The 20,243-nt window shown below is 73.5% G+C and carries 18 protein-coding genes; 12 read left to right on the top strand and 6 right to left on the bottom strand.

The annotated features are described in order from the left end of the window. Nucleotides 1-424: 424 nt before the first annotated feature. The 10 genes from K4S16_RS43675 to K4S16_RS43630 all read left to right on the top strand — a co-directional run bounded on the left by K4S16_RS43675 (nt 425) and on the right by K4S16_RS43630 (nt 10,379). The gene (locus K4S16_RS43675; protein ID WP_149265015.1) at nt 425-1,405 is read left to right on the top strand and encodes an ABC transporter substrate-binding protein; all 981 of its coding nucleotides are present in this window, start codon (nt 425-427) and stop codon (nt 1,403-1,405) included. A 21-nt stretch (nt 1,406-1,426) separates the two neighbouring features. Next, nucleotides 1,427-2,236 carry an ABC transporter permease gene (locus K4S16_RS43670; protein ID WP_149265014.1) on the top strand — a complete coding sequence of 270 codons (810 nt, stop codon included), beginning with the start codon at nt 1,427-1,429 and terminating at the stop codon, nt 2,234-2,236. Then, entirely contained in the window at nt 2,233-3,081 is an 849-nt protein-coding gene (locus K4S16_RS43665; protein WP_235037457.1) for an ABC transporter permease, read from the top strand. Before K4S16_RS43670 ends, K4S16_RS43665 begins: the two co-directional genes overlap by 4 nt. Beyond that, nucleotides 3,078-4,682: a benzoylformate decarboxylase gene (gene mdlC, locus K4S16_RS43660; RefSeq protein WP_149265013.1), complete on the top strand. Its 1,605-nt coding sequence runs from the start codon at nt 3,078-3,080 to the stop codon at nt 4,680-4,682. Before K4S16_RS43665 ends, mdlC begins: the two co-directional genes overlap by 4 nt. Before the next feature lie 5 nt (nt 4,683-4,687). After that, on the top strand, nt 4,688-5,542 hold the full coding sequence (locus K4S16_RS43655; RefSeq protein ID WP_149265048.1) for an ABC transporter ATP-binding protein: 855 nt from the start codon (nt 4,688-4,690) through the stop codon (nt 5,540-5,542). Nucleotides 5,543-5,577: 35 nt separating this feature from the next. Further along, a complete protein-coding gene (locus tag K4S16_RS43650) occupies nt 5,578-6,561 on the top strand; it encodes an ABC transporter substrate-binding protein (protein WP_149265012.1) in 984 nt (327 codons plus the stop codon). Next, nucleotides 6,558-7,334 carry an ABC transporter permease gene (locus K4S16_RS43645; protein ID WP_149265011.1) on the top strand — a complete coding sequence of 259 codons (777 nt, stop codon included), beginning with the start codon at nt 6,558-6,560 and terminating at the stop codon, nt 7,332-7,334. The genes K4S16_RS43650 and K4S16_RS43645 overlap by 4 nt, the downstream gene beginning before the upstream one ends. Continuing rightward, entirely contained in the window at nt 7,331-8,191 is an 861-nt protein-coding gene (locus tag K4S16_RS43640; protein WP_235037456.1) for an ABC transporter permease, read from the top strand. The genes K4S16_RS43645 and K4S16_RS43640 overlap by 4 nt, the downstream gene beginning before the upstream one ends. A 100-nt stretch (nt 8,192-8,291) precedes the next feature. Continuing rightward, nucleotides 8,292-9,092 carry an ABC transporter ATP-binding protein gene (locus K4S16_RS43635; RefSeq protein WP_149265010.1) on the top strand — a complete coding sequence of 267 codons (801 nt, stop codon included), beginning with the start codon at nt 8,292-8,294 and terminating at the stop codon, nt 9,090-9,092. A gap of 9 nt (nt 9,093-9,101) precedes the next feature. Continuing rightward, on the top strand, nt 9,102-10,379 hold the full coding sequence (locus tag K4S16_RS43630) for a flavin-dependent oxidoreductase (protein ID WP_149265009.1): 1,278 nt from the start codon (nt 9,102-9,104) through the stop codon (nt 10,377-10,379). Between the two features lie 6 nt (nt 10,380-10,385). Here K4S16_RS43630 and K4S16_RS43625 read toward each other — a convergent pair whose 3' ends face one another. Beyond that, nucleotides 10,386-10,997 carry a TetR/AcrR family transcriptional regulator gene (locus tag K4S16_RS43625; protein ID WP_235037455.1) on the bottom strand — a complete coding sequence of 204 codons (612 nt, stop codon included), beginning with the start codon at nt 10,995-10,997 and terminating at the stop codon, nt 10,386-10,388. A 115-nt stretch (nt 10,998-11,112) separates the two neighbouring features. Between K4S16_RS43625 and K4S16_RS43620 the strand changes: the two genes are divergently transcribed. Both K4S16_RS43620 and K4S16_RS43615 read left to right on the top strand, forming a co-directional pair. Continuing rightward, nucleotides 11,113-12,537, top strand: a complete 1,425-nt coding sequence (locus K4S16_RS43620; protein ID WP_160161240.1) for an MFS transporter — start codon at nt 11,113-11,115, stop codon at nt 12,535-12,537. An 11-nt stretch (nt 12,538-12,548) separates the two neighbouring features. Continuing rightward, on the top strand, nt 12,549-13,235 hold the full coding sequence (locus K4S16_RS43615; RefSeq protein ID WP_235037454.1) for an SGNH/GDSL hydrolase family protein: 687 nt from the start codon (nt 12,549-12,551) through the stop codon (nt 13,233-13,235). On the opposite strand, the gene K4S16_RS43610 is transcribed toward K4S16_RS43615, so the two are convergent. The 5 genes from K4S16_RS43610 to K4S16_RS43590 all read right to left on the bottom strand — a co-directional run bounded on the left by K4S16_RS43610 (nt 13,217) and on the right by K4S16_RS43590 (nt 20,192). After that, complete coding sequence (locus K4S16_RS43610; RefSeq protein WP_149265006.1) at nt 13,217-14,905, bottom strand: bifunctional 3'-5' exonuclease/DNA polymerase; 1,689 nt, start codon at nt 14,903-14,905, stop codon at nt 13,217-13,219. The two genes, K4S16_RS43615 and K4S16_RS43610, sit on opposite strands and share 19 nt — an antisense overlap. A gap of 313 nt (nt 14,906-15,218) precedes the next feature. After that, nucleotides 15,219-15,719 carry a DUF4234 domain-containing protein gene (locus K4S16_RS43605; protein ID WP_149265005.1) on the bottom strand — a complete coding sequence of 167 codons (501 nt, stop codon included), beginning with the start codon at nt 15,717-15,719 and terminating at the stop codon, nt 15,219-15,221. A gap of 158 nt (nt 15,720-15,877) precedes the next feature. Then, a complete protein-coding gene (locus K4S16_RS43600) occupies nt 15,878-17,392 on the bottom strand; it encodes a metallophosphoesterase (protein ID WP_149265004.1) in 1,515 nt (504 codons plus the stop codon). Nucleotides 17,393-17,715: 323 nt separating this feature from the next. Next, nucleotides 17,716-18,597 (bottom strand): diacylglycerol kinase family protein, encoded by an 882-nt coding sequence (locus tag K4S16_RS43595; RefSeq protein ID WP_149265003.1) that lies wholly within the window; start codon nt 18,595-18,597, stop codon nt 17,716-17,718. Nucleotides 18,598-18,602: 5 nt separating this feature from the next. Continuing rightward, a complete protein-coding gene (locus K4S16_RS43590) occupies nt 18,603-20,192 on the bottom strand; it encodes an FAD-binding oxidoreductase (RefSeq protein WP_149265045.1) in 1,590 nt (529 codons plus the stop codon). Nucleotides 20,193-20,243 lie beyond the last annotated feature (51 nt).

Genomic DNA, 20,243 nt, shown 5'->3' with positions numbered 1-20,243 from the left:
GTCACGCTGCGCACAGGGACGCTTCGTGATCACTCGACCGCGAAAAGTGACGCCACCTGCTCGCCTTCGCCGGGGCGCCCCGGAACGCGGGCCTTCCGGCGCCACAGGACCTCGGTCCGCTCACTCTGCGAATAGGCTTGGGCGTGGATCGTCACCAAGCCCCGCGGGAAGCCTTTATCCGGGCGCATTTTGCGAACGGCCGCGCACGCTTCCGGCGATTGGCCGGGGGCCTCCCAAGGACACAAGAGAGTCACACAATTCAGACCGAATCGCCTTCGACCGGGGGGTCCGCGATACGCTCCCGGCGCACGTGATCTTCGGGCACGGCGGGTGTCGCGGCTACAGTCGGTCCCCCTGGCTCGCATGCCTTGGTCGGCCCATGCCCTGCCGAAGCAGCTTCCCCCTTCGAGTTAAGGAGTGCCCAATGCGGCAATCCCTACGTGTTTCAGCGCTGGTCAGCGCGCTCACCCTGGTCGCCTCGCTCATGACGGGCTGCGGCGGAGACGACTCCTCCGGCGGCGGCAAGGGCTTGGAGAAGGACTCCATCAAGGTGGCCTCGCTGCCGCTGGTGGACGGCGCGGCCCTGCACATCGCCCAGAAGGCGAAGCTGTTCAAGGAAGAGGGCCTGGACGTCAAGATCGTTCCGGTCCAGCAGAGCATCAAGGCGCTGCCCGCCCTCAAGGCCGGCGAGGTGGACGTCATCGCCGGGGCGAACTACGTGTCGTTCATGCAGGCCAACGAGAAGGGGGCGCTGAAGCTCAGCATCCTGGCCGAGGGGGCCCAGCTCACCTCGAACATGATGAACGTGCTCGTCATGCCCGACTCCAAGATCAAGTCCGCCAAGGACCTGGAGGGCAAGAAGGTCGCGGTCAACATCCTGAACAACATCCAGTCGCTGACGCTGGACGCCATTCTCAAGGCCAACAACGTCGACCCGAAGAAGGTCCAGTACGTCCAGGTGCCGTTCCCGGCGATGGCGCCCGCCCTGCAGAAGGGGGACGTCGACGCCATTCACACCGTCGAGCCGTTCCTGTCCGACAGTGAGAAGAAGTTCGGCGCCCGGGTCGTCGTGGACGGCGGCAGCGAGCCGGTGACCGGCCTTCCCATCAGCGGCTACGTGACCACGCAGGAGTTCTCGCAGAAGTACCCGAAGACGGCCGCCGCCTTCCAGCGGGCGATCATCAAGGCGCAGAAGATGGCCTCCCAGGACCGCAAGAAGGTCGAGGAGGTCCTGCCCTCCTACGCCAAGATCGACCCGCAGGTGGCCTCGGTCATCACGCTGCCGGCCTACCCCACCTCGCTGAGCACCACCCGCATGCAGCGGGTCGCCGAGCTGATGCAGACCTCGGGCCTGCTCACGCAGAAGCCGGACCTCAAGACGATCCTCTTCCACCCGACGTCGTGACCCGGGGACACTGATCAGCTCATGGCACACGAGCCCACGCCGCCCCGCGGCCTCTCGCGCCCAGGAGTCTGGGCGCGGGGGGCCGCCGGGGTGGCGGTCCTGTTCCTGGCGAGCGAGCTGCTGGGCCGCGCCGGGATTGTGGACCGTTCCTTTCTGCCCCCCGCCTCCAGCATCACCGCCCGCGCGTTCGAGCTCGCGGGCGACACCGAGTTCCTGTTCAACGTCCGGGTGACCCTCACCGCGTGGGCGCTCGGCCTGCTGATCGCCTGCGCGGTCGCGATCCCGCTCGGGCTGCTGCTCGGCAGCGTCCCCGCGGTGAACACCGGGGTCCGCGCCATCGTGGAGTTCCTGCGCCCGATCCCGTCGGTGGCGCTCATCCCGCTCGCCGCGCTGGTCCTCGGGTCCGGTCTGGAGATGGAGGTGCCGCTGATCGTCTACGCGTCCAGCTGGCCCATCCTGTTCAACACGATCTACGGGCTGGACGACGTCGACCCCACGGCCAAGGAGACGCTGCGCAGCTTCGGGTTCAGCCGGTTCCAGGTGCTGCTGCGCGTGTCGCTGCCCAGCGCCGCCCCGTTCATCGCGACGGGTGTGCGGCTGGCCGCGTCCATCGCGCTCATCCTGGCCGTCGGCACCGAGATCCTCTCCGGCTTCGGCGACGGTCTCGGCATGTTCATCGCGACGGCCGGCAACGTCCCGGACGGGACCACCGACGTCCTCGCCGGGACGGTGTGGGCCGGCTGCCTCGGCCTCATCATCGACACCGTGCTGGGACAGGGCGAGGACCGCGTGTTCCGCTGGCACAAGGCCCAGAGGAGTGGTGCATCGTGACCGCGGCGACCATCGGCGCGCCCCGCGCCCGCACCCGCGGCGCGGCCGCCCGCATCGCCGGCGGCCTGCTGCACCGGCTGCTCCCGCTGGTCCTGCTCGTCGCGGTCTGGGAGGCGGCGACGCGGGCCGCCGACAGCACCTTCTTCCCCCCGCCCTCGGAGATCGTCCGGCGGATGCGGGAGCTGTGGCTGTCCGGCCCGGCCGACCACCTGTACCTCACCTCCGAGGCGGGCGACTCCATCGCGCCCAGCCTCGGCCGGATGTTCCTGGCGCTGGCGATGTCGATCGTGGTCGGGGTCGTCCTCGGCATCGCGCTCGGCCGCTCCCAGCGGGTGCTGGCCTACCTGCAGCCGCTGCTGCAGTTCGCCCGGGTGATCCCGCCGCCGACCCTGGTGCCGGTGTTCATCGTGCTCTTCGACCTCGGCACGCAGATGCAGGTCGCGTCGATCATCTTCAGCGCCATCTGGCCGATCCTGCTCAACACCGCGGACGGCGCCCGCAGCGTCGACCCCGTGCAGATGGACACGGCCCAGGTGTTCCGGCTCTCCGCGCTCGACCGGATCCGGTTCGTCATCGTGCCGTCGGCGCTGCCGAAGATCTTCGCCGGGCTGCGGCTCGCGCTGTCCCTGTCGCTGATCCTCATGGTGTTCTCCGAGCTGCTGCCCGGCACCTCCGACGGGCTCGGCTTCCTGCTGACCAACGCCCAGAGCCAGTCCGACCTCGGCACCCTGTGGTCGGTGATCGTGCTCCTCGGCGTCCTCGGCTACCTGTTCAACTCGATCCTCCTCGTGGTGGAGCGGCGCGTCCTCGCCCGGCACCGCGGGGCCCGAAAGGCCAACGCATGACTACTCGGCTCACCGTCCGGGAAGCCTTCTTCGACTTCTGCCGGAGCGTGGGGATGACCACCGTCTTCGGCAACCCCGGATCGACCGAGTTGCGGATGTTCCGCGACTTCCCGGACGACTTCCGGTACGTCCTGGCCCTGCAGGAGACCGTGGCGGTCGCGGCGGCCGCCGGGCACTCGCTCGGCACCGGCGGCGCGACCCTGGTCAGCCTGCACTCGGCGGGCGGCGTCGGGCACTCCCTCGGCGCGGTCTTCAACGCCTACCGCGACCGGGTCCCGGTCGTCATCATCGCGGGCCAGCAGTCCCGCGCGATGCTGCCGACCCGCCCGTTCCTCGGCGCCGACGAGCCCGCCCAGTTCCCCCGCCCGTACGTCAAGTGGAGCAGGCAGCCCGAGCGGGCCGAGGACGTGCCCGCCGCGCTCGCCGAGGCGTACCGGGTGGCCATGACGCACCCGCGCGGCCCGGTGTTCCTGTCGGTGCCCGAGGACGACTGGGACCGGCCCGCCGAGCCGGTCCCGCACCGCGAGGTCCGCACGGACTTCACCGCGTCCCCCGCCGCGCTGCGGGAGGTGGCCGCGGCGCTGGACGAGGCCGCGAACCCGGTCCTCATCGTGGGCGCCGGGGTCGAGGACGAGGGCGCGCTGCCCGGCGTGGTCGAGCTCGCCGAGCGGACCGGCGCGCCGGTGTGGATCAGCCCGCTGTCGGGCCGCTCCGGGTTCCCCGAGGACCACGCGCTGTTCCGCGGCTTCCTGCCGCCCGTGCGCGACCAGCTCTCGGCCCGGCTCGAGGGGCACGACGTCATCCTCGCCCTGGGCGCGCCGATCTTCACCTACCACGTGCACTCCGAGGGGCGGGTCATTCCCGAGGGCGCGCGGCTGTTCCACTTCGACTGCGACCCGGCGACGACCGCGTGGGCGCCGGTCGGCACCAGCGTCCTCACCACGATCGACGCGGGCGTGTCCGGGCTGCTGGAGCTCGTCGCCAAGGCCGACCGGCCGCGCCCCGAGCCGCGCGAGCGGCTCGCCAAGCCGCAGGCCACCGACCCGATCGACCCGGCCCTGGTCATCGAGACGCTCCGCGAGCGGATGCCCGAGGACGCCGTCATCGTCGAGGAGTGCCCGAGCCACCGGGACCTGTTCCACGCGCGGATGCCCATCACCCGGGCCGGGGGCTTCCTGACCACCGGCAGCGGCGCGCTCGGCTGGGGCCTGCCCGTCGCGGTCGGACGGGCCGTCGCCGGCTCGGGTGAGCGCATCGTCTGCGTCATCGGCGACGGCTCGACCATGTACTCGGTGCAGAGCCTCTGGACGGCCGCGCAGCACCGGGTCCCGATGACCGTCCTGGTGCTCAACAACCACGGGTACGGCGCCGTCAAGGCGCTCGGCCGACGGATCGAGCTGGAGACCGTCCCGGGCACCGACATCCACGGCATCGACTTCGTGGCGCTCGCCCGGAGCCTCGGCTGCGAAGGCAGGACCGTCACCCGCGCCGCGGACGTGGAGGCCGCCATGGCCGAGGGGCTCGGCCACGATGGCCCGTTCGTCATCGACGTGCGGGTCGCGCCCGACGACTCCGCCGCCTACACCCCGGAGGCGAAGTGAGCGGCATGCTGGAGGTCTCCGGCCTCGGCCACGCCTACGGCGAGCACCGCGTCCTGCAGGGCATGGACCTGTCGATCGGCGAGGGCGAGCTCGTCACCATCGTCGGGCCGTCCGGGTGCGGGAAGTCCACGATGCTGCGGTGCATCGCCGGGCTGATGGCGCCGAGCGAGGGGAAGGTCGTGCTGAACGGCACCCCCATCGACGGCGTCCCAGACGACCTCGCCGTGGTGTTCCAGGACTACAGCCGCTCGCTGATGCCGTGGCTCACCGTGCGCGACAACGTCGGGCTGCCGCTGCGCCGCCGCGGCCTCGGCAGGTCCGAGCGGCGCGCCAGGGCGGCCGAGGCGCTGGAGTCGGTCGGCCTGAAGGACGCGGCGGGCAAGTTCCCGTGGCAGCTGTCGGGCGGCATGCAGCAGCGCGTGTCGATCGCGCGGGCCCTCGCCTACCGGCCGTCCCTGATGCTGATGGACGAGCCGTTCGGCTCGGTCGACGCCCAGACCCGCGAGGACCTGGAGGACCTGGTGCTCCAGGTCCACCGGAGCCAGGGCGTGACGATCCTCCTCGTCACCCACGACATCGACGAGAGCGTCTATCTCGGCGACCGGGTCGTGGTCCTCGCCCGCGACCCGGGCCGGATCCGCGCCGAGCTGCCCGTCGGGCTGCCCGCCGACCGCGACCAGATCGGCACGCGGTCCGACCCCGAGTTCGTCCGGCTGCGCGCCGAGGTGGGCCGACTGGTCCGCGGCGTCGCCGGGGGCGATGCGGCGGACGGGCCCGCGGAGTCGGACGAGCCGGCGGAAAAGGACGAAACGGTGGGCGCCGGGACCCATTCCGGGGCGCGGGGAACTGTGAAAGGTTAAGCCTTCCAAGATCCCCCCGCGCATGGAGCATTCCTATGTCTGCTTCCCGTCCCCGAGCGGCCCTCGCGGGTGTGCTCGCCATCGCGCTCGTGTCCGGATCCGCCTGCGGCGGATCCGGCGGCAAGAAGTCGGCCAACGGCCTTGAGCAGTCCGAGGTGAGGCTCGGCACCATGACGGTCGCCGACACCGCGCCCGTCCAGATCGCCCTTTCCAAGGGACTGTTCAAGGCCGAGGGCCTCACCGTGAAGACCCAGGTCATCCAGGGCGGCGCCGCCGGCGTCCCGCTGCTGAAGAGCGGTCGGCTCGACTTCAGCTTCGGCAACTACGTCTCGCTGCTCACCGCCGGGACCAAGGACCCCGGCTTCAAGCCCAGGATCGTCGCGGACGGGTTCCGCAGCGCGTCCAAGACCCACACCCTGATGGTGCGCGGCGACTCCCCCTACCGGACGATCAAGGATCTGGCGGGGAAGAAGATCGGCGTCAACACCAAGCGCAACGTCAGCACGATGCTGGTCCGCGCTGCGGCGCAGCCCCAGGGCGTGACCTTCGACGAGGACAGGAACTTCGTGGAGATCGCGCCGCCCGCCATGGAGCAGGCGCTGAAGTCGGGGAGCGTGGACGCCGTCCAGGCGATCGAGCCGTTCGGCACCCAGATGCGGACGTCGATGGGCGCCCGCCTGGTCGCCGACCTGTCCACCGGCGAGACGGACGGGCTGCCGATCGCCGGCTACGCCGCCACCGAGAAGTTCGTGAAGGAGAACCCGAAGACGGTCGCCGCGTTCCAGCGGGCGCTCCAGAAGGCGCAGGGAATGGCCGCGGGCGACCGCAAGCTCGTGCAGAGCATCCTGCCGACCTACGCCAAGGGCATCAACGCCGAGGTGGCCGCCGGCATGAGCTACGGGACGTACCCGACGTCGGTCGACACCGCCGCGCTGCAGCGCGTGGCCGACCTCATGCAGCGGTTCCAGTACGTGGACAAGAAGATCGACGCCGCGTCGTTCGTCGCGCCCGCTCCATGAGGTACCGCCGCGTCCTTCTCGGCGCCGCCGGGGCGGTGGGCACGGCCGCCGCCGTCGAGGCCCTGAGCCGCGGCGGCCTCGTGGACGCGACCGCGCTCCCTCCGGCGTCCGCCGTCGCCCGGGAGGCCGGGCGGCTGGCGGTCGACCGGGAGTTCCTCGTGGACGTGGCGGCCACCCTCAAGGCGTGGTCCGGCGGGCTCGTGCTGGCGGTGCTCGCGGCGGTCCCGCTCGGGGTCCTGCTCGGCTCGGTGCCGTTCCTCGGCACGGCCGCGCGCGCCCTGGTCGAGCTGCTGCGCCCCATCCCGTCGGTCGCGCTCATCCCGCTCGCCATCATCGTGTTCGCGGACCCGACGCGGGTGGAGATGTCGCTGGTCTTCTACGCCTGCCTCTGGCCGATCCTCATCAATACCCTGTACGCGCTGCGCGACGTCGACCCGCTGGCCAAGGACACCCTCCGCGGCTTCGGGTTCGGGCCGCTGTCGGTGCTGTGGCGGGTGTCGCTGCCGAGCGCCGCCCCGTTCATCGCGACCGGCGTCCGGATCGCCGCGTCCGTCGCGCTCATCGTCGTGATCAGCACCGAGCTGTTCGCCGGCGGGGTCGACGGCATCGGCATCTACCTGAGCGAGACCCAGTCCGGGGGCGGCAACAGCGACCTGCTGCTGGCCGGGGCCTGCTGGGCCGGCGCGCTCGGCCTGGCGGTGAACACGGGCCTGCGCGGGCTGGAGCGGCTCGCGTTCCGCTGGCACGGCGCCCGGGTCGAGGGGGTCGCGTGAAGACCGAGCCGAGGCGGGCGGCGGGCGGGGACGTCCGCGCGGCGGGGGCGGGCGGCAGGGCCGCGGGCGCGGTGCGAGGGTTCGCCGAACGCGCCTGGCTGGTCGCGCTCGTCGCGGTGCTGTGGGAGCTCGTCACCAGGGCCGTGGACGAGACCTACTTCCCGCCGCCCACGACGATCCTGACCGCGCTGCACGAGCTGTGGTTCTCCGGCCCGGCGAGCCACCTGTTCTTCTCCGGCAAGGCGCTCGACGACTTCTCCACCAGCCTCGCCCACCTGTTCACCGGATGGGCCGCCGCGGGCGCCGCCGGCGTCGTGCTCGGGACGGCGATCGGGCGCTCGCGGACCCTGTTCGACCTGCTGAACCCGGTGCTGGAGTTCCTGCGCGCGGTGCCGCCGCCCACGCTGGTGCCGTTCTTCATCATGGTGTTCCATCTCGGCGCGACGATGCAGATCGTGACGATCGCGTTCGGCGTCGTCTGGCCGGTGCTGCTCAACGCCTGCGACGGCGTCCGCGCCGTGGACCCCCTGCACCTGGACACGGCCCGGGTGTTCGGCCTCGGCCGAGTCCGCACGCTCGTGACCGTCGTCCTGCCCGCGGCGGCGCCCAAGATCTTCGCGGGGCTGCGCGTCGCGCTGTCGTTCGCGCTGATCCTGATGGTCCTGTCGGAGCTGTTCGGCAGCACCGCGGGCATCGGCTCCGAGCTGATCGGCGCGCAGCGCTCCTTCGAGCTGCCGCGGATGTGGGCGGGGATCGTGATGCTGGGCATCCTCGGCCTCCTGTTCAACACCGTGTTCCTGCTCCTGGAGCGGCGGCTGCTGGCCTGGCACGCCGGCGCGCGGCGGCTCCAAGACTGACGATGTCCCTTACCGACCAGTCCCCCTACCGACCAGTCCCCCGACCGATGAGATTCCGACCGACGGCGCTCATGACGCACACACAGAAAAGGCGGCCGCGATGCTGGAGATAACCGGCCTCACCCACTCCTACGCCGACGGGCACCTGGCCCTCGACGGCCTGGACCTCCGCGTCCCGGACGGCGAGCTGGTCAGCATCGTGGGCCCGTCCGGCTGCGGCAAGTCCACCCTGCTGCGCTGCATCGCCGGGCTGATCCGCCCGACCGGCGGGACGCTGACGCTGCACGGGTCGGCGATCGACGGGGTCCCCGGCGACCTCGCCGTGGTGTTCCAGGACTACAGCCGCTCGCTGTTCCCCTGGCTGACCGTCCGCGACAACGTGGCGCTGCCGCTGCGCCGGCGCGGCAAGTCGCGCCAGGAGCGGCGCGCGGCGGCGCAGGAGGCGCTGGAGTCGGTGGGGCTGCCGGACGCGGGCCGCAAGTACCCGTGGCAGCTGTCGGGCGGCATGCAGCAGCGCGTCTCGATCGCTCGGGCCCTCGCCTACCGGCCCTCCCTGATGCTGATGGACGAGCCGTTCGGGTCCGTCGACGCGCAGACGCGCGAGGACCTGGAGGACCTCGTCCTGCAGGTGCACCGGACCCAGAAGATGACGATCCTGCTGGTCACCCACGACATCGACGAGAGCGTCTACGTCGGCGACCGGGTCGTCGTGCTCAACCGGTCCCCCGCCCGGGTGCACGCCGACCTGCCGGTGGACCTGCCGTCCGAGCGCGACCAGATCGAGACCCGGGGGCTTCCGGAGTTCGTCCGGCTCCGGGCCGAGGTGGGACGGCTCGTGCGGGGCGGCGCCAAGGTGCCGGGCGCGGCGCCCGCCGCGTCGGCGACCCGACTGGACAAGTAAGGGGAAGTGATGCGCGTACTCATCGTCGGAGCCGGGATCGGCGGGCTCACCACCGCGTTAAGCCTGCACCAGGCGGGCATCGAGGCACTCGTCGTCGACTCCGCCGTCCGGCTGCGGCCGCTCGGCGTCGGCATCAACCTGCTCCCCCACGCCGTCCGCGAGCTCACCGAGCTGGGCCTCGGCGACGCGCTGGCCGAACTCGCGATCCCCACCGCCGAGATGGTGCACTTCGACCGGTACGGGGGCCGGATCTGGGGGGACCCCCGCGGCCGCGCGCTGGGGTACGCCTGGCCGCAGTACTCGATCCACCGCGGCGAGCTCCAGATGCTGCTGCTCGACACCGTGCTGGCGCGGCTCGGTGAGGGGGCCGTCCGCACCGGGACCCTCTTCGAGGGGTTCGAGCAGGACGGCGACAGGGTCCGGGCCCGCCTCCTGGACCGCGCGTCCGGCACCGCCGAGCCGTTCTCGGCGGACGCGCTGGTCGGCGCGGACGGCCTGCACTCCGCCGTCCGGGCGCAGCTGTACCCGGACGAGGGCGCGCCGTTGTGGAACGGGATCCGGATGTGGCGCGGCCTCACCGAGGCGGAGCCGATCCTGACCGGGCGGACCCTGGTCGTCGCGGGCAGCAACGCCGCCGCCAAGATGGTGGTCTACCCGATCTCCATGCGCGCCGAGCGCCGGGGCAGGGCGCTGCTGAACTGGGTCGCCGAGGTGCGGGTCCCGGGCGACCCGCGGGGCGGCGCCGCGGACTGGAACCGGACCGGCCGACTGGAGGACGTGCTCCCCCACTTCGCCGACTGGCGGTTCGACTGGCTCGACGTCCCCGCGCTGCTCTCCGGCGCGGAGCAGATCCTGGAGTACCCGATGGTCGACCGGGAGCCCGTCGACCGCTGGACGTTCGGACGGGTCACGCTGCTCGGCGACGCCGCCCACCCGATGTACCCCATCGGCTCCAACGGCGGCTCCCAGGCGGTGCTCGACGCCCGGGTCCTGGCGTACGAGCTGGCCACCGCCGCGAGCCCGCCGGAGGGGCTCCTCGGCTACGAGAAGGAGCGCCGGGAGGCGGCCAACGCCGTCGTGCTGGCCTGCCGGGAGATGCCCGCCGAGCGCGTCCTGCGCCTCGTCGCCGAGCGGGCGCCGCACGGCTTCGCGTCCATCGAGGACGTCCTTTCCCCCGAGGAGCTGACGAGCATCACCAGCGCCTACCTCCAGACGTCGTTCACCGACGTCGAGGTGCTGAACACCCGGCAGTCCTACACGGTCTCGGGCCGAACGCAGCCTCCGTGAGGGCCGTCAGGCGGCGGTGACGGCGGCCAGCCGCGTGTTCACGGCATGGGCGGCGCGGTCGTAAAGGGACGGGTCGTCGTGGAGCAGCGCCTGCGCGGCGCCCGTGCGGCAGAGGGCGTCCAGCTCGAAGGCGAGCTGCGGGACGTCGGTCGCCGCGTCGATCTCGCCGAGCTCGCGCGCCTCGCGGAGGCAGCGCTCCACGAAGGCGCGCCAGTCGAGCTGCGAGGCCGCGATCGCGTCGCGGACGCGGCCGGGCCGGGCGTCGAACTCGGCCATCGTGGAGTGGAAGAAGCACCCGCCGGGGAAGACGGGCTCGCGCTGGTAGCGCTGCCAGGCCTCCAGGAGCGCGCGGACGCGGCCGAGCCCCTCGGGCACCGCGAGCGCGGGTTCGGTCACGTGCGCGCGGAACACCTCGACCGCCTTGCGGACGGTCGCCAGCTGGAGCTCCTCCTTGGAGCCGAAGTGGGTGAACACGCCGCTCTTGCTGATCCGCAGCTCGGTGGCGAGCCGGCCGATCGACAGGCCCTCCAGTCCCTCGGCCGAGGCGATGTCGGCGGCGCGGGACAGGATCGTGCCGCGCGTCTGCTCTCCCTTGAGAAGCCGTCCGTCGATGGTCACGCCGATTAATCTGCACGACCGTTCGTTCAAAGTCAATGCGGCGAACCCCTTGACGCGAACCCCTCGACCAGAAGAGTGTACGACCGTTCGTTTATTTTTCTGGAGAGGTCCGCCCATGACCACCGAGACCGAGCCGACCGGGACCAGCACCACCGGGACCAGCACCACCGGGACCGGCGCGCCGCCGGGGCCGGCCGCGCGGCGGGACGTCCCCTGGCTCGCCGCCGGGGCGACGTTCCTGGCCATGCTCGACGCGACCGCCGCCAACCTGGCCGTCGCCGACCTGCACGCCGACTTCCCGGGCAGCACGCTTTCCGGCCTGACCTGGGTGATCACCCTGTACGCGGTGCTGTTCGCGGCGCTGCTCGCCCCCGCCGGCCGGTTCGCCGACCTGGTCGGGCGGCGGTCGCTGTACCTGTGGGGCACCGGGCTGTTCACGCTGGCGTCGCTGGCGTGCGCGGTCGCGCCGAACGTGCCCGTCCTGCTGGCGACGCGCGCCGCGCAGGGCGCCGCCGCGGCGGCCCTGATCCCCGCCTCCCTCGCGCTGCTGCTGCACGACACGCCCCCCGAGCGGCGCGCCCGCAGCATCGGGCTGTGGAGCGCGGCGGGCGCGTTCGCCGCCGCGATCGGCCCGGGCCTCGGCGGGGTGCTCGTCGACCTGTCCGGCTGGCGGTCCCTGTTCGTCATCAACGTGCCGATCGGGCTGGCGATGCTGCTCGGCGGCCGCCGCCTCCCCCGGGCCGAGGGCGGCGCGGGACGGCTGCCCGACCTCGCCGGGACGGTGCTGCTCGCCGCCGGCGTGGGCGGCGTCGCGCTCGGCGTGACGCAGAGCCGGGACTGGGCCTGGACCGACGCCCGGACGCTCGCCCTGCTGCTCGGCGGCGCCGTCCTGGCCGCCCTCGCGCTGTGGCGGTCGGCGCGGCATCCGGTGCCCGCGCTGGAGATCTCGCTGTGGCGCAACCACCGGTTCGCCGCCGCGAACGCCGCCTCGTTCCTGTACGGGACGGCCCTGTACGCGTGGCTGCTCGTCGGCGTGCTCTACCTGACGACCGAGTGGCACTACTCGATCGTGAAGGCGGGGTTCGCCTCGACGCCCGGCGCGTTCACCGCCACCGCGGCGGCGATCGCGACGGGACGGCTCACCGCGCGCCTCGGCGTCCGCCCCGCCGTGACGGGCGGCGCGCTGATCATGGTCGGGTGCGGGGTCTGGGCCGTCGCGGCCCTGCCCGCCGAGCCGCACTTCCTGACGTTCTGGCTCCCGCTCGGCCTCGTGGTCGGGACGGGGATGGGGATGATGACCACCGGCACCGCCACGGGCGCCGCGCTGTCGGCCGGCCCGCTGCGGTTCGCGGGCGCCACCGGGCTCAACACCACGGCGCGGCAGCTCGGCGGCGCGCTCGGCATCGCCGTCCTCGCCGCGCTGCTGCCGGAGCGGGCGGCGCCCGGCGACTACACGTCCGTCTACCTGTTCTGCACGATCGCCGCCGCGGGCGCGGCCGCCGTCGGCCTGCTCCTCGCCGCGCGCCCGGCGAAGCCCTGAAGGAGGACACCGTGACCGAGACGCTTCCGACCGAGTGGACCGCCCCCTCCGTGCTGCCGGCCGCCGACGCAACCGCGCTGCTGGCCGACGCCCCGTGGAGGCGGATGGTGACGATCGGCGACAGCGTCGCCGAAGGCGTCCGCGAGCCCGTCCCCGGCTACCGCGACCTGTCGTGGACCGACCGCGTCGAGGAGGCGCTCGGCGCGGTCGACCCCGGGTTCACCGCGCTGAACCTCGGGCGCCGGAACCTCGTCGCCGCGCAGGTGGCGGCCGAGCAGCTCCGGCCGGCCCTGGCGTTCCGGCCCGACCTGGCGTTCGTGGTGGCCGGGGGCAACGACATGCTCCGCCCCGACTTCGACGCGGACGGAGTGCGCCGCGAGCTGGCCGCGATGGTCTCGGCGTTCCGCGCGGCGGGCGCCGACGTCGTCACGATCGGGCTGCTGGACATCACGGCCGCCGGGCTCGGCCCGTCCCGCTACCGGGAGGTCATCTCGGCGCGGACGCGGCGGCTGGCCGAGCTCACCGCCGAGGTCGCGGCCGAGCACGGCGCCTGCCACGTCGACAATCCGCACGGGCACCCGGTCGCCGCCGACCCGGGCATCTACTGCGGCGACCAGTTGCATCTGAACGCCCGGGGGCACGCGTTCGCCGCCGCCAACACGATCCGCGCGCTGGCCGCTCACTTGGCGTCGGCGTAGCGGTCGACGACGGCGATCTCCATCGGGAAGACGACCGGGGTGTCGCCGAACAGCAGGCCGCGGGCCTCCTCCGCCGCGGCGCGCACGGCGGCGGCGACCTCGTCGGCCAGCTCGGCGGGGCCGTGCACGATGACCTCGTCGTGCTGGAAGAACACCAGGCGGGGCGAGCCGAGGGCGGTCAGGCGGCGGCGCAGGGAGCCCAGGAGCGCGAGCGCCCAGTCGGCGGCGGTGGCCTGGACGACGAAGTTGCGGGTGAAGCGGCCCCGGCCGCGCAGCGCCTGGGCCGCCGTCCCCTGCCGGGGGCCCGGGGCGTCGTCGTCGCCCGCCGAGGTCAGCTCGCGCCACCCGGCCGACGGCGGCGGGCACGTGCGGCCGAGCCGGGACCGGACGAGCCGGCCGCGCTCCCCCGCCCGCGCGGCGGCCTCCACGTACTCGAACGCCTGCGGGAACCGGCTCCGCAGGACGCCGAGGAGCTGCACCGCGTCGGCCGTCCCTCCCCCGTACATGGCGGACAGCAGGGCGATCTTGGCCTTGTCGCGCGCGGTGCGCCCGCCGTCGGCGTCGTCCTGGAAGGCGTCGGACAGGGCCGCGTAGAGGTCGCCGTGCGCGGCGGCCTCGGCGAACGCGCGGTCTCCGGCGAGCGCCGCCAGCACGCGGGGTTCGAGCTGCGCCGCGTCGGCCACGACCAGGGCCCAGCCCGGGTCGGCGACGACGGCCTTGCGCAGTACGCGCGGGATCTGCAGGGCCCCGCCGCCGCTCGTCGCCCACCGCCCGGACACCACGCCCCCGACGACGTACTCGGGACGGAACCGGCCGCCGCTCACCCACGTGTCGAGCCACGCCCAGCCGTGCGCGGCGTGCAGCCGCGACAGCTCCTTGTACTCCAGCAGCAGCGGGACGGCGGGGTGGTCGAGCTGTTTGAGGACGTGCGCACGGGTGGAGGGGATCGGCAGCCCCGCCGAGGCGAACGCCCGCAGGATCTGCGCCGGGGAGTCGGGGTTGACGTGCACGCGCGGCCCGAACGCGGCGCTGATGCGGTCGGCGAGGTCCTGCAGCCTGCGGGGCCGCAGGCCGCCCGAGGGGCGCGGGCCGAGCAGCTCGGTGAGCAGCGCGTCGTGCTCGGCGGCCGACCAGGGCAGCCCGTCGTGGCCCATCTCGGCGGCCACCAGCGACCCTGCCGACTCCGCCGCCGCGAGCAGCGCGAACCCGTCGAGCCCGGCGATGGCGCGCTGCTGCTCGGCGTGCACCGCGACGATCTGGCCGAGGTCGTCCGCGGCCTCCTTGCGCCCGGCGTCGTCGTCGAACAGCGACGGCTGCGCCGACGCCTCCCGGGACGGCGGCGGGTCGGCCGGGACGGGCTCGCCGCGCAGCCGCGCCCACGCCGCCCGGACCGAGCGCGGCTCCCCGTACCGCCCGGCATGGCCGAGCAGCAGGTTCTCGACCAGTTCGAGGTCATGGCAGCGCGAAACCCGCACCCCCGCCTCCAGCAGCCGGGGGTAGAGCCGCGCCGTGGACGGCCACACCCACCGCGGCGCGCCGTCGCGCTCCCGCTCGGCGACCGCCGAGACCAGATCGGGGACGTCCTGGACGGGCCCCGCGGGCGCCCCGTCCTCGGCGACCGCCCGCAGCGAGCCCCCGCCCCCCGCCCCGGCCGCAACCGCGATCCTCACGCGCCCATTCTGACCCCGCCCACCGACAAACCCGCCTCCCGCACCACGACGAAGACCCCTCCGTGAGGGATCACGGAGGGGTCCAGCGCGAATCGATTCAGCAGGCCAGGGCCGCGGCCCGCTGCTCTCGCAGCGTTTGAAGCTCAGCCGGCGCCGGCCTCACCCTTGCGATCGCGTCCGAAGGCAGGTTCGAGCTTGCGAGAACCTGATCGCGCAGCGAGCCGCCAAGGCGAGCCGGAGCGATGCCAGCGATCGCCCGCATTTCTCGACGATGGAGGGCCGTCAGGCCCGAAGGAGGAGAGAAATGCGATGACTACGCGGCGAGCGAGACTTGCTGGCCGGCCGGGGTGTCGCCGTAGCGGTCGGTGACCTTGTTCAGCTGGAGCTGGTAGTACAGCACGCCGAAGCCGAAGATGCCGAGCAGGAAGCCCATGCCGCCGCTGCAGCTCGGCTGGAGGCCGGCCGCGCGCTGGGCCTGGGCGATGCGCCCGCCGAGCTTGACCCACATGACGAGGGGCCAGATCCCGAGGGTGATGCCGCCGAACAGCATGGACAGCAGCGCGCTGGTGGCGGCGTTGTCGATGCGGCGGTCGTACTCGTGCAGCTCGTTGTGGACCTTGAAGAACCAGACGAGGCCGTAGATGCCGAAGGTGATGATCGGCAGGCCGAGCCAGGCGCCGACGGGGTTGCGGCGCCTCATGTTGAGGCCGGTGCCGACGGCGGCGGGCGCCTGCTGCTGTGCCGGGGCGGGCGAGTAGCCGCCCTGGTACGCCTGCTGCTGTTGCTGGCCCTGACCCTGCTGGGGGTGACTCATTTGAGAAGCTCTCCTGAAGGACGCGGTCGTTCTCCGGCCGACCGTCCGTTACCGTTCACCGGTGTGGTGAGCCACGACTGTAACGGCATCGGGGCACGTCGCGAGGCAAGATCGCCTAGATTTCATCTATTACTGGCGGATTCTCCAAAGCGTTCGGGCTAGCGCAACGGGATCGTCACCTCGTCCTCGCACGGCGGCGCCGTCTCGTGGTCGCCGCACCCCGTCGCGGCGAAGCAACGGATGCGCAACTGCGACTCCGTCACGTCCAGGCGGAGGAAATTCTTGAAGAACGGCGGCCGGTCCCAGTCGGCCAGCTCCGAACGGAACCGCTGCGGGATCCTCCGGACGGGGAGCCGCAGGAGCCGGCGGCGGCCCCGGGCGCTGCGCGGAACGCCGAGGACGGCCGCGACGAAGCGCGCGCGGCGGGATGGGGCGGGGCCGTCGTACCCGCGCCCCGGCCTGATGCCGAGTCGGTGCTGGACCGCGGCGGTGGCCTCCTCCGGGGTGAGCTCGAAGAGCCCCGGCATCCGCAGCCACCGGCCGTACAGCTTGCTGTAGCGCGACAGGGAGTCGCCGCGCAGCGGGTAGCAGCGGAACTCGTCCTCCTCCACCGTCCGGGTCCGCGGGATGACGTGCGTGGCGTGCATGAAGGCCCCGCCGCCGCCCGAGACGATGTACTGGATGGTCCGGCCGTCGCCGGTCCGCACCGGGTAGCGCTGGTAGTTGTGGATGTCGCCGCCGATCGCGGCCACGTAGTGGTGCGCCGGGTCCTGGACGATCTCGTCGACCGTCCCGCCGCCCTCGATCGGCCCGGGACGGTGCTCGTCGTCCACGTACAGCGGCTTTCCGGTCACCAGCAGCTTGGGTTTCGGACCACCGGACACCTCGCGCAGCCAGCGGCCCTGGGCGCGGTCGAGCCGGCCGGTGATCCCGGTGTCGATGCCGATGACGCGCAGCGAGGGGGTGTCGATCGCCCAGTACGGCCCGGGCTGCACGGCCTGCTGGCCGGGTGCGCCCCGGTACAGCCGGCGGGCCTCCGCGAGCGCCTCCGCGTCGACCTCCCCCGAGTGGCGCCACAGCGTGCGCGGGACGAACGCGAGCGGGCCGCGCCACGGCGGCGGCGAGCAGTTCTCGTCCAGGCCGCAGAAGACGTGCAGGAAGCCCCGCAGCCCGTCGTACCAGTCGTGGTTGCCGGGCACGGCGTAGATGGGGGCGGGGTAGTCCTTGTAGGGGCGGAAGAACTTCTCGGGGTAGTCCGCCGCGTCGCCGGTCGGGTAGATCACGTCGCTGGCGATGACCATGAAGTCGGTGCCCGCGGCGGCGTGCAGCAGCGGCGGGACCACCGCGTACTGCGAGCGGTCGCCCTCGCCCGTGTCGCCGACCAGCGCGAACGAGAACTCGGGCGCCGGGCGGTGCACGGTGAACGCGGCCGGCGTGCCCCGTTCGCGCAGGGCCGCCACGCAGCGGCGGCGGATCGCGTTCGTCGGGTCGCCGAACAGCCGCGCCAGCACGTCGTTGCGCGAGCGCCACAGCACCGAGGGGCGGCGCCAGGAGAAGTCGGGGACGCGGGCCGGGAGCAGCTCGTTGAAGCCGCCCGGCCTCCCGCAGGCCCAGCCGGCTCCCTCCTCCGAGCTGCGCGAGTTGGCGGGTCCGGGGGGGACCTCGGCAGACACAGAATGCCTCCGGGCTGTGAGGGGGTCCTCACAGCCTTTCCAGAGGCAGGTTCGGCGTCAAGCCGACACGACGCCAGGAAGCCGACAGACCGTCAGCCGAGCGCGGTTGACGCCGGCGCCACCCCCAAGGACGCCGGCGCCACCGCGACGAGGGGGCCTGCGGTCATCATGAGTCCCCCCAGAACGGCGAAAAGTCGCCTTCTCATGATGCCTCCACAGACAACCCCAAGGTCCCGTAGCGGGACGTAACCGACACTATCCGGAGAGCCGTAATGGGCGCGTAAACCGCCCTAAACACGCGGCCAAATCCTCGTCGCGGCCGGTCAGGGCGCCAGGACGCGCAGGGCGCCGGGCAGCACCCGCGCGGTGACGGGAAGCACCCCGGGCAGCTCCCCGTCCGCGCCGTACGGGAGCGTCCTGCCGGTCCCGCCGGCGAGCTCGATGCGCACCTCGCGGCCGCGCAGGACCTCCACCTCGGGCCGCCGGACGTGCGTCCCGGCCTCCAGCTCCCGCATGACCGAGAAGAACAGCGTCCTCGGCGCCTTGCGGATGAGCACGACGTCCAGCAGCCCGTCGTCGACGCGGGCGTCCGGCGCGATGTGCTTGCCGAAGCCGTAGTAGCCGGAGTTGGCGGCGACGACGGTGTAGCCCTCCCGCCGGTGCTCCTCGCCGTCCACCGTGATCAGGTAGTCGGCGTGCCGCCACGTGGCGATCGCGCGCAGCGCCCCGACGTAGTAGGCGGCCGAGCCGCGCAGCAGCCGGGTCCGGTTGGCGTTGTCGTTGGCTACCGCGTCCACTCCCGCGTAGACGCTGCCGAGCACGGCCGTCCCGTTGGCGTCGATGGCGTCGACCTCGCGCGGCTCCCCCTCCAGCAGCAGCGGCGCGAGCCGTTCCGGGTCGGACGGGACGCCGAGCTGCCGCGCGAAGTCGTTGCCCCGGCCGGCGGGGACGATCCCGAACAGCGCGCCCGTCCCGGCGAGGGCCCCGCCGACGCAGCCGACCAGGCCGTCCCCGCCGACGCCGAGCACCACGCGGCCGGCCTCGCCGGCGGCGCGGGCCACGTCGGCGGCGTGCTCCATCCCGCGGCTGTACTCGACGTCGACCTCGGCGCCCGCCTCGCGCAGCAGCCGGGCGAGCGGCATCAGGCAGGAGGCGGACGCGGACCCGCCCGCCGCCGGGTTGACGATCGCGGTGAACGCGCGCACGGCGCTCACTCCCTTCCCGCGGGGGGCACCAGGACCCCCGGGTTGAGGATCCCGGCGGGATCGACCCGGTCCTTGACGGCGCGCAGCACCGCGGCGCCGAGCGGCCCGATCTCCCGGGCGTACCAGTCGCGGTGGTCGGTGCCCACCCCGTGATGATGGCTGATCGTCCCGCCCGCGGCGAGGATCGCGTCGCAGGCCGCGCGCTTCGCGGCGGCCCAGTGGTCGACGGGGTCCTCGCCCTGCGCGGACACGACCGTGAAGTAGAGGGACGCGCCGGCCGGGTACACGTGCGAGATGTGGCACATCACCAGCGGCGGCGTCCCGGCTCCCGACAGCGTCCCGATCAGGGCCTGCCGGACGGCCTCGTACAGCGCGGGCACGTCCGACCAGAACGCGGCGGTCTCCAGCGTCTCGACGAACGCGCCGACGTCCAGGAGGGAGTCGCGCAGGTAGGGGGCGCTGAAGCGGCCGTGCTCCCACTTCTCCCCCGGCCCGGCGCCGAGCGGCTCGCCGCCGGCGCCGCGCAGCACCTCCGCCGCCGCGGCCCGCCGGTCGGCGACCGGGCCGCGGGCTCCCTCGAAGCCGAGGACGGCCAGCGCCCCGGCCGCGGACGACCCGCCGCCGATCGCCGCCGGATCGGCCAGCCCGACCATGGTCTCGGTCTCGTCCGACAGGCGCAGGACCGCGGGGAGGGGGCCGTCCTGGGCGAGGCGCCGGAGCGCGGCGGCGCCCTGGTCGAAGGAGGCGAAGCGCCAGCCCTCGTACTCCCGGGCCTCCGGGACGGGGTGCACCCGCACCCGCACGGAGGTGATCACGCCGAGCGCGCCCTCCGAGCCGAGGACGAGCTGGCGCAGGTCCGGCCCGGCCGCCGACTTCGGCGCGCGTCCGAGGTCGAGGTCGCCCTCGGGGGCGGCCACGGTCAGGCCCACGACCATGTCGTCGAACCGCCCGTACCCGGCCGACGCCTGCCCGCTGGAGCGGGCCGCGGCGAACCCGCCGACCGACGCCCACTCGTAGGACTGCGGGAAGTGCCCGAGCGTGTAGCCGCGCTCGTTGAGCAGGGCCTCCGCCGCCGGGGCGCGCAGCCCCGGCTGCAGGACGGCGGTCCGGGAGACCTCGTCGAGCTCGACCAGCCGGTCCATGCGCCGCAGGTCGAGGGCGACGAAGGAGTCGACGCCCTGCGGCGCCAGCCCGCCGACGACCGAGGTGCCGCCGCCGAACGGGACGACCGCGATCCGCCGCGCGGCGCACGCCCGCAGCACGGCGAGCACCTCGCCGTGCGTGCCGGGCAGGACGACCGCGTCCGGAGCGTCGGAGGCGTCGCCCGCCCGGATGCGCAGCAGGTCGGGCGTGGACTTCCCGCGGGTGTGCCGGAGCCGGGACTCGGCGTCGGCGCGGACGTTCCCGTCGCCCACGACGGCGGCGAGCGCGGTCAGGTCGTCCCCCGAGAGCCGGGGCGCGGCGACCTTGACGCCGGTCAGGTCGGCGGGCGGCGCCTCGGCGGGCCGCACGCCGAGCAGGTCGCGCAGCAGGCCGACCATCGACTCGGGCAGCGGCGCCGCCTTCGCCGGGTCGCCCCAGCCGCTCCACAGCATGTCGCGCGTCTCCACGCCCGCCTCCCTCGCCGCCCCGGGTTCCTGGTGGCT

The sequence above is a fragment of the Actinomadura sp. K4S16 genome (assembly GCF_008327685.1).
In the GTDB taxonomy this organism is placed as follows: domain Bacteria; phylum Actinomycetota; class Actinomycetes; order Streptosporangiales; family Streptosporangiaceae; genus Spirillospora.
Note: the sequence above shows the minus strand (reverse complement) of the source record. Positions and strands in the feature narration are given on the sequence as shown.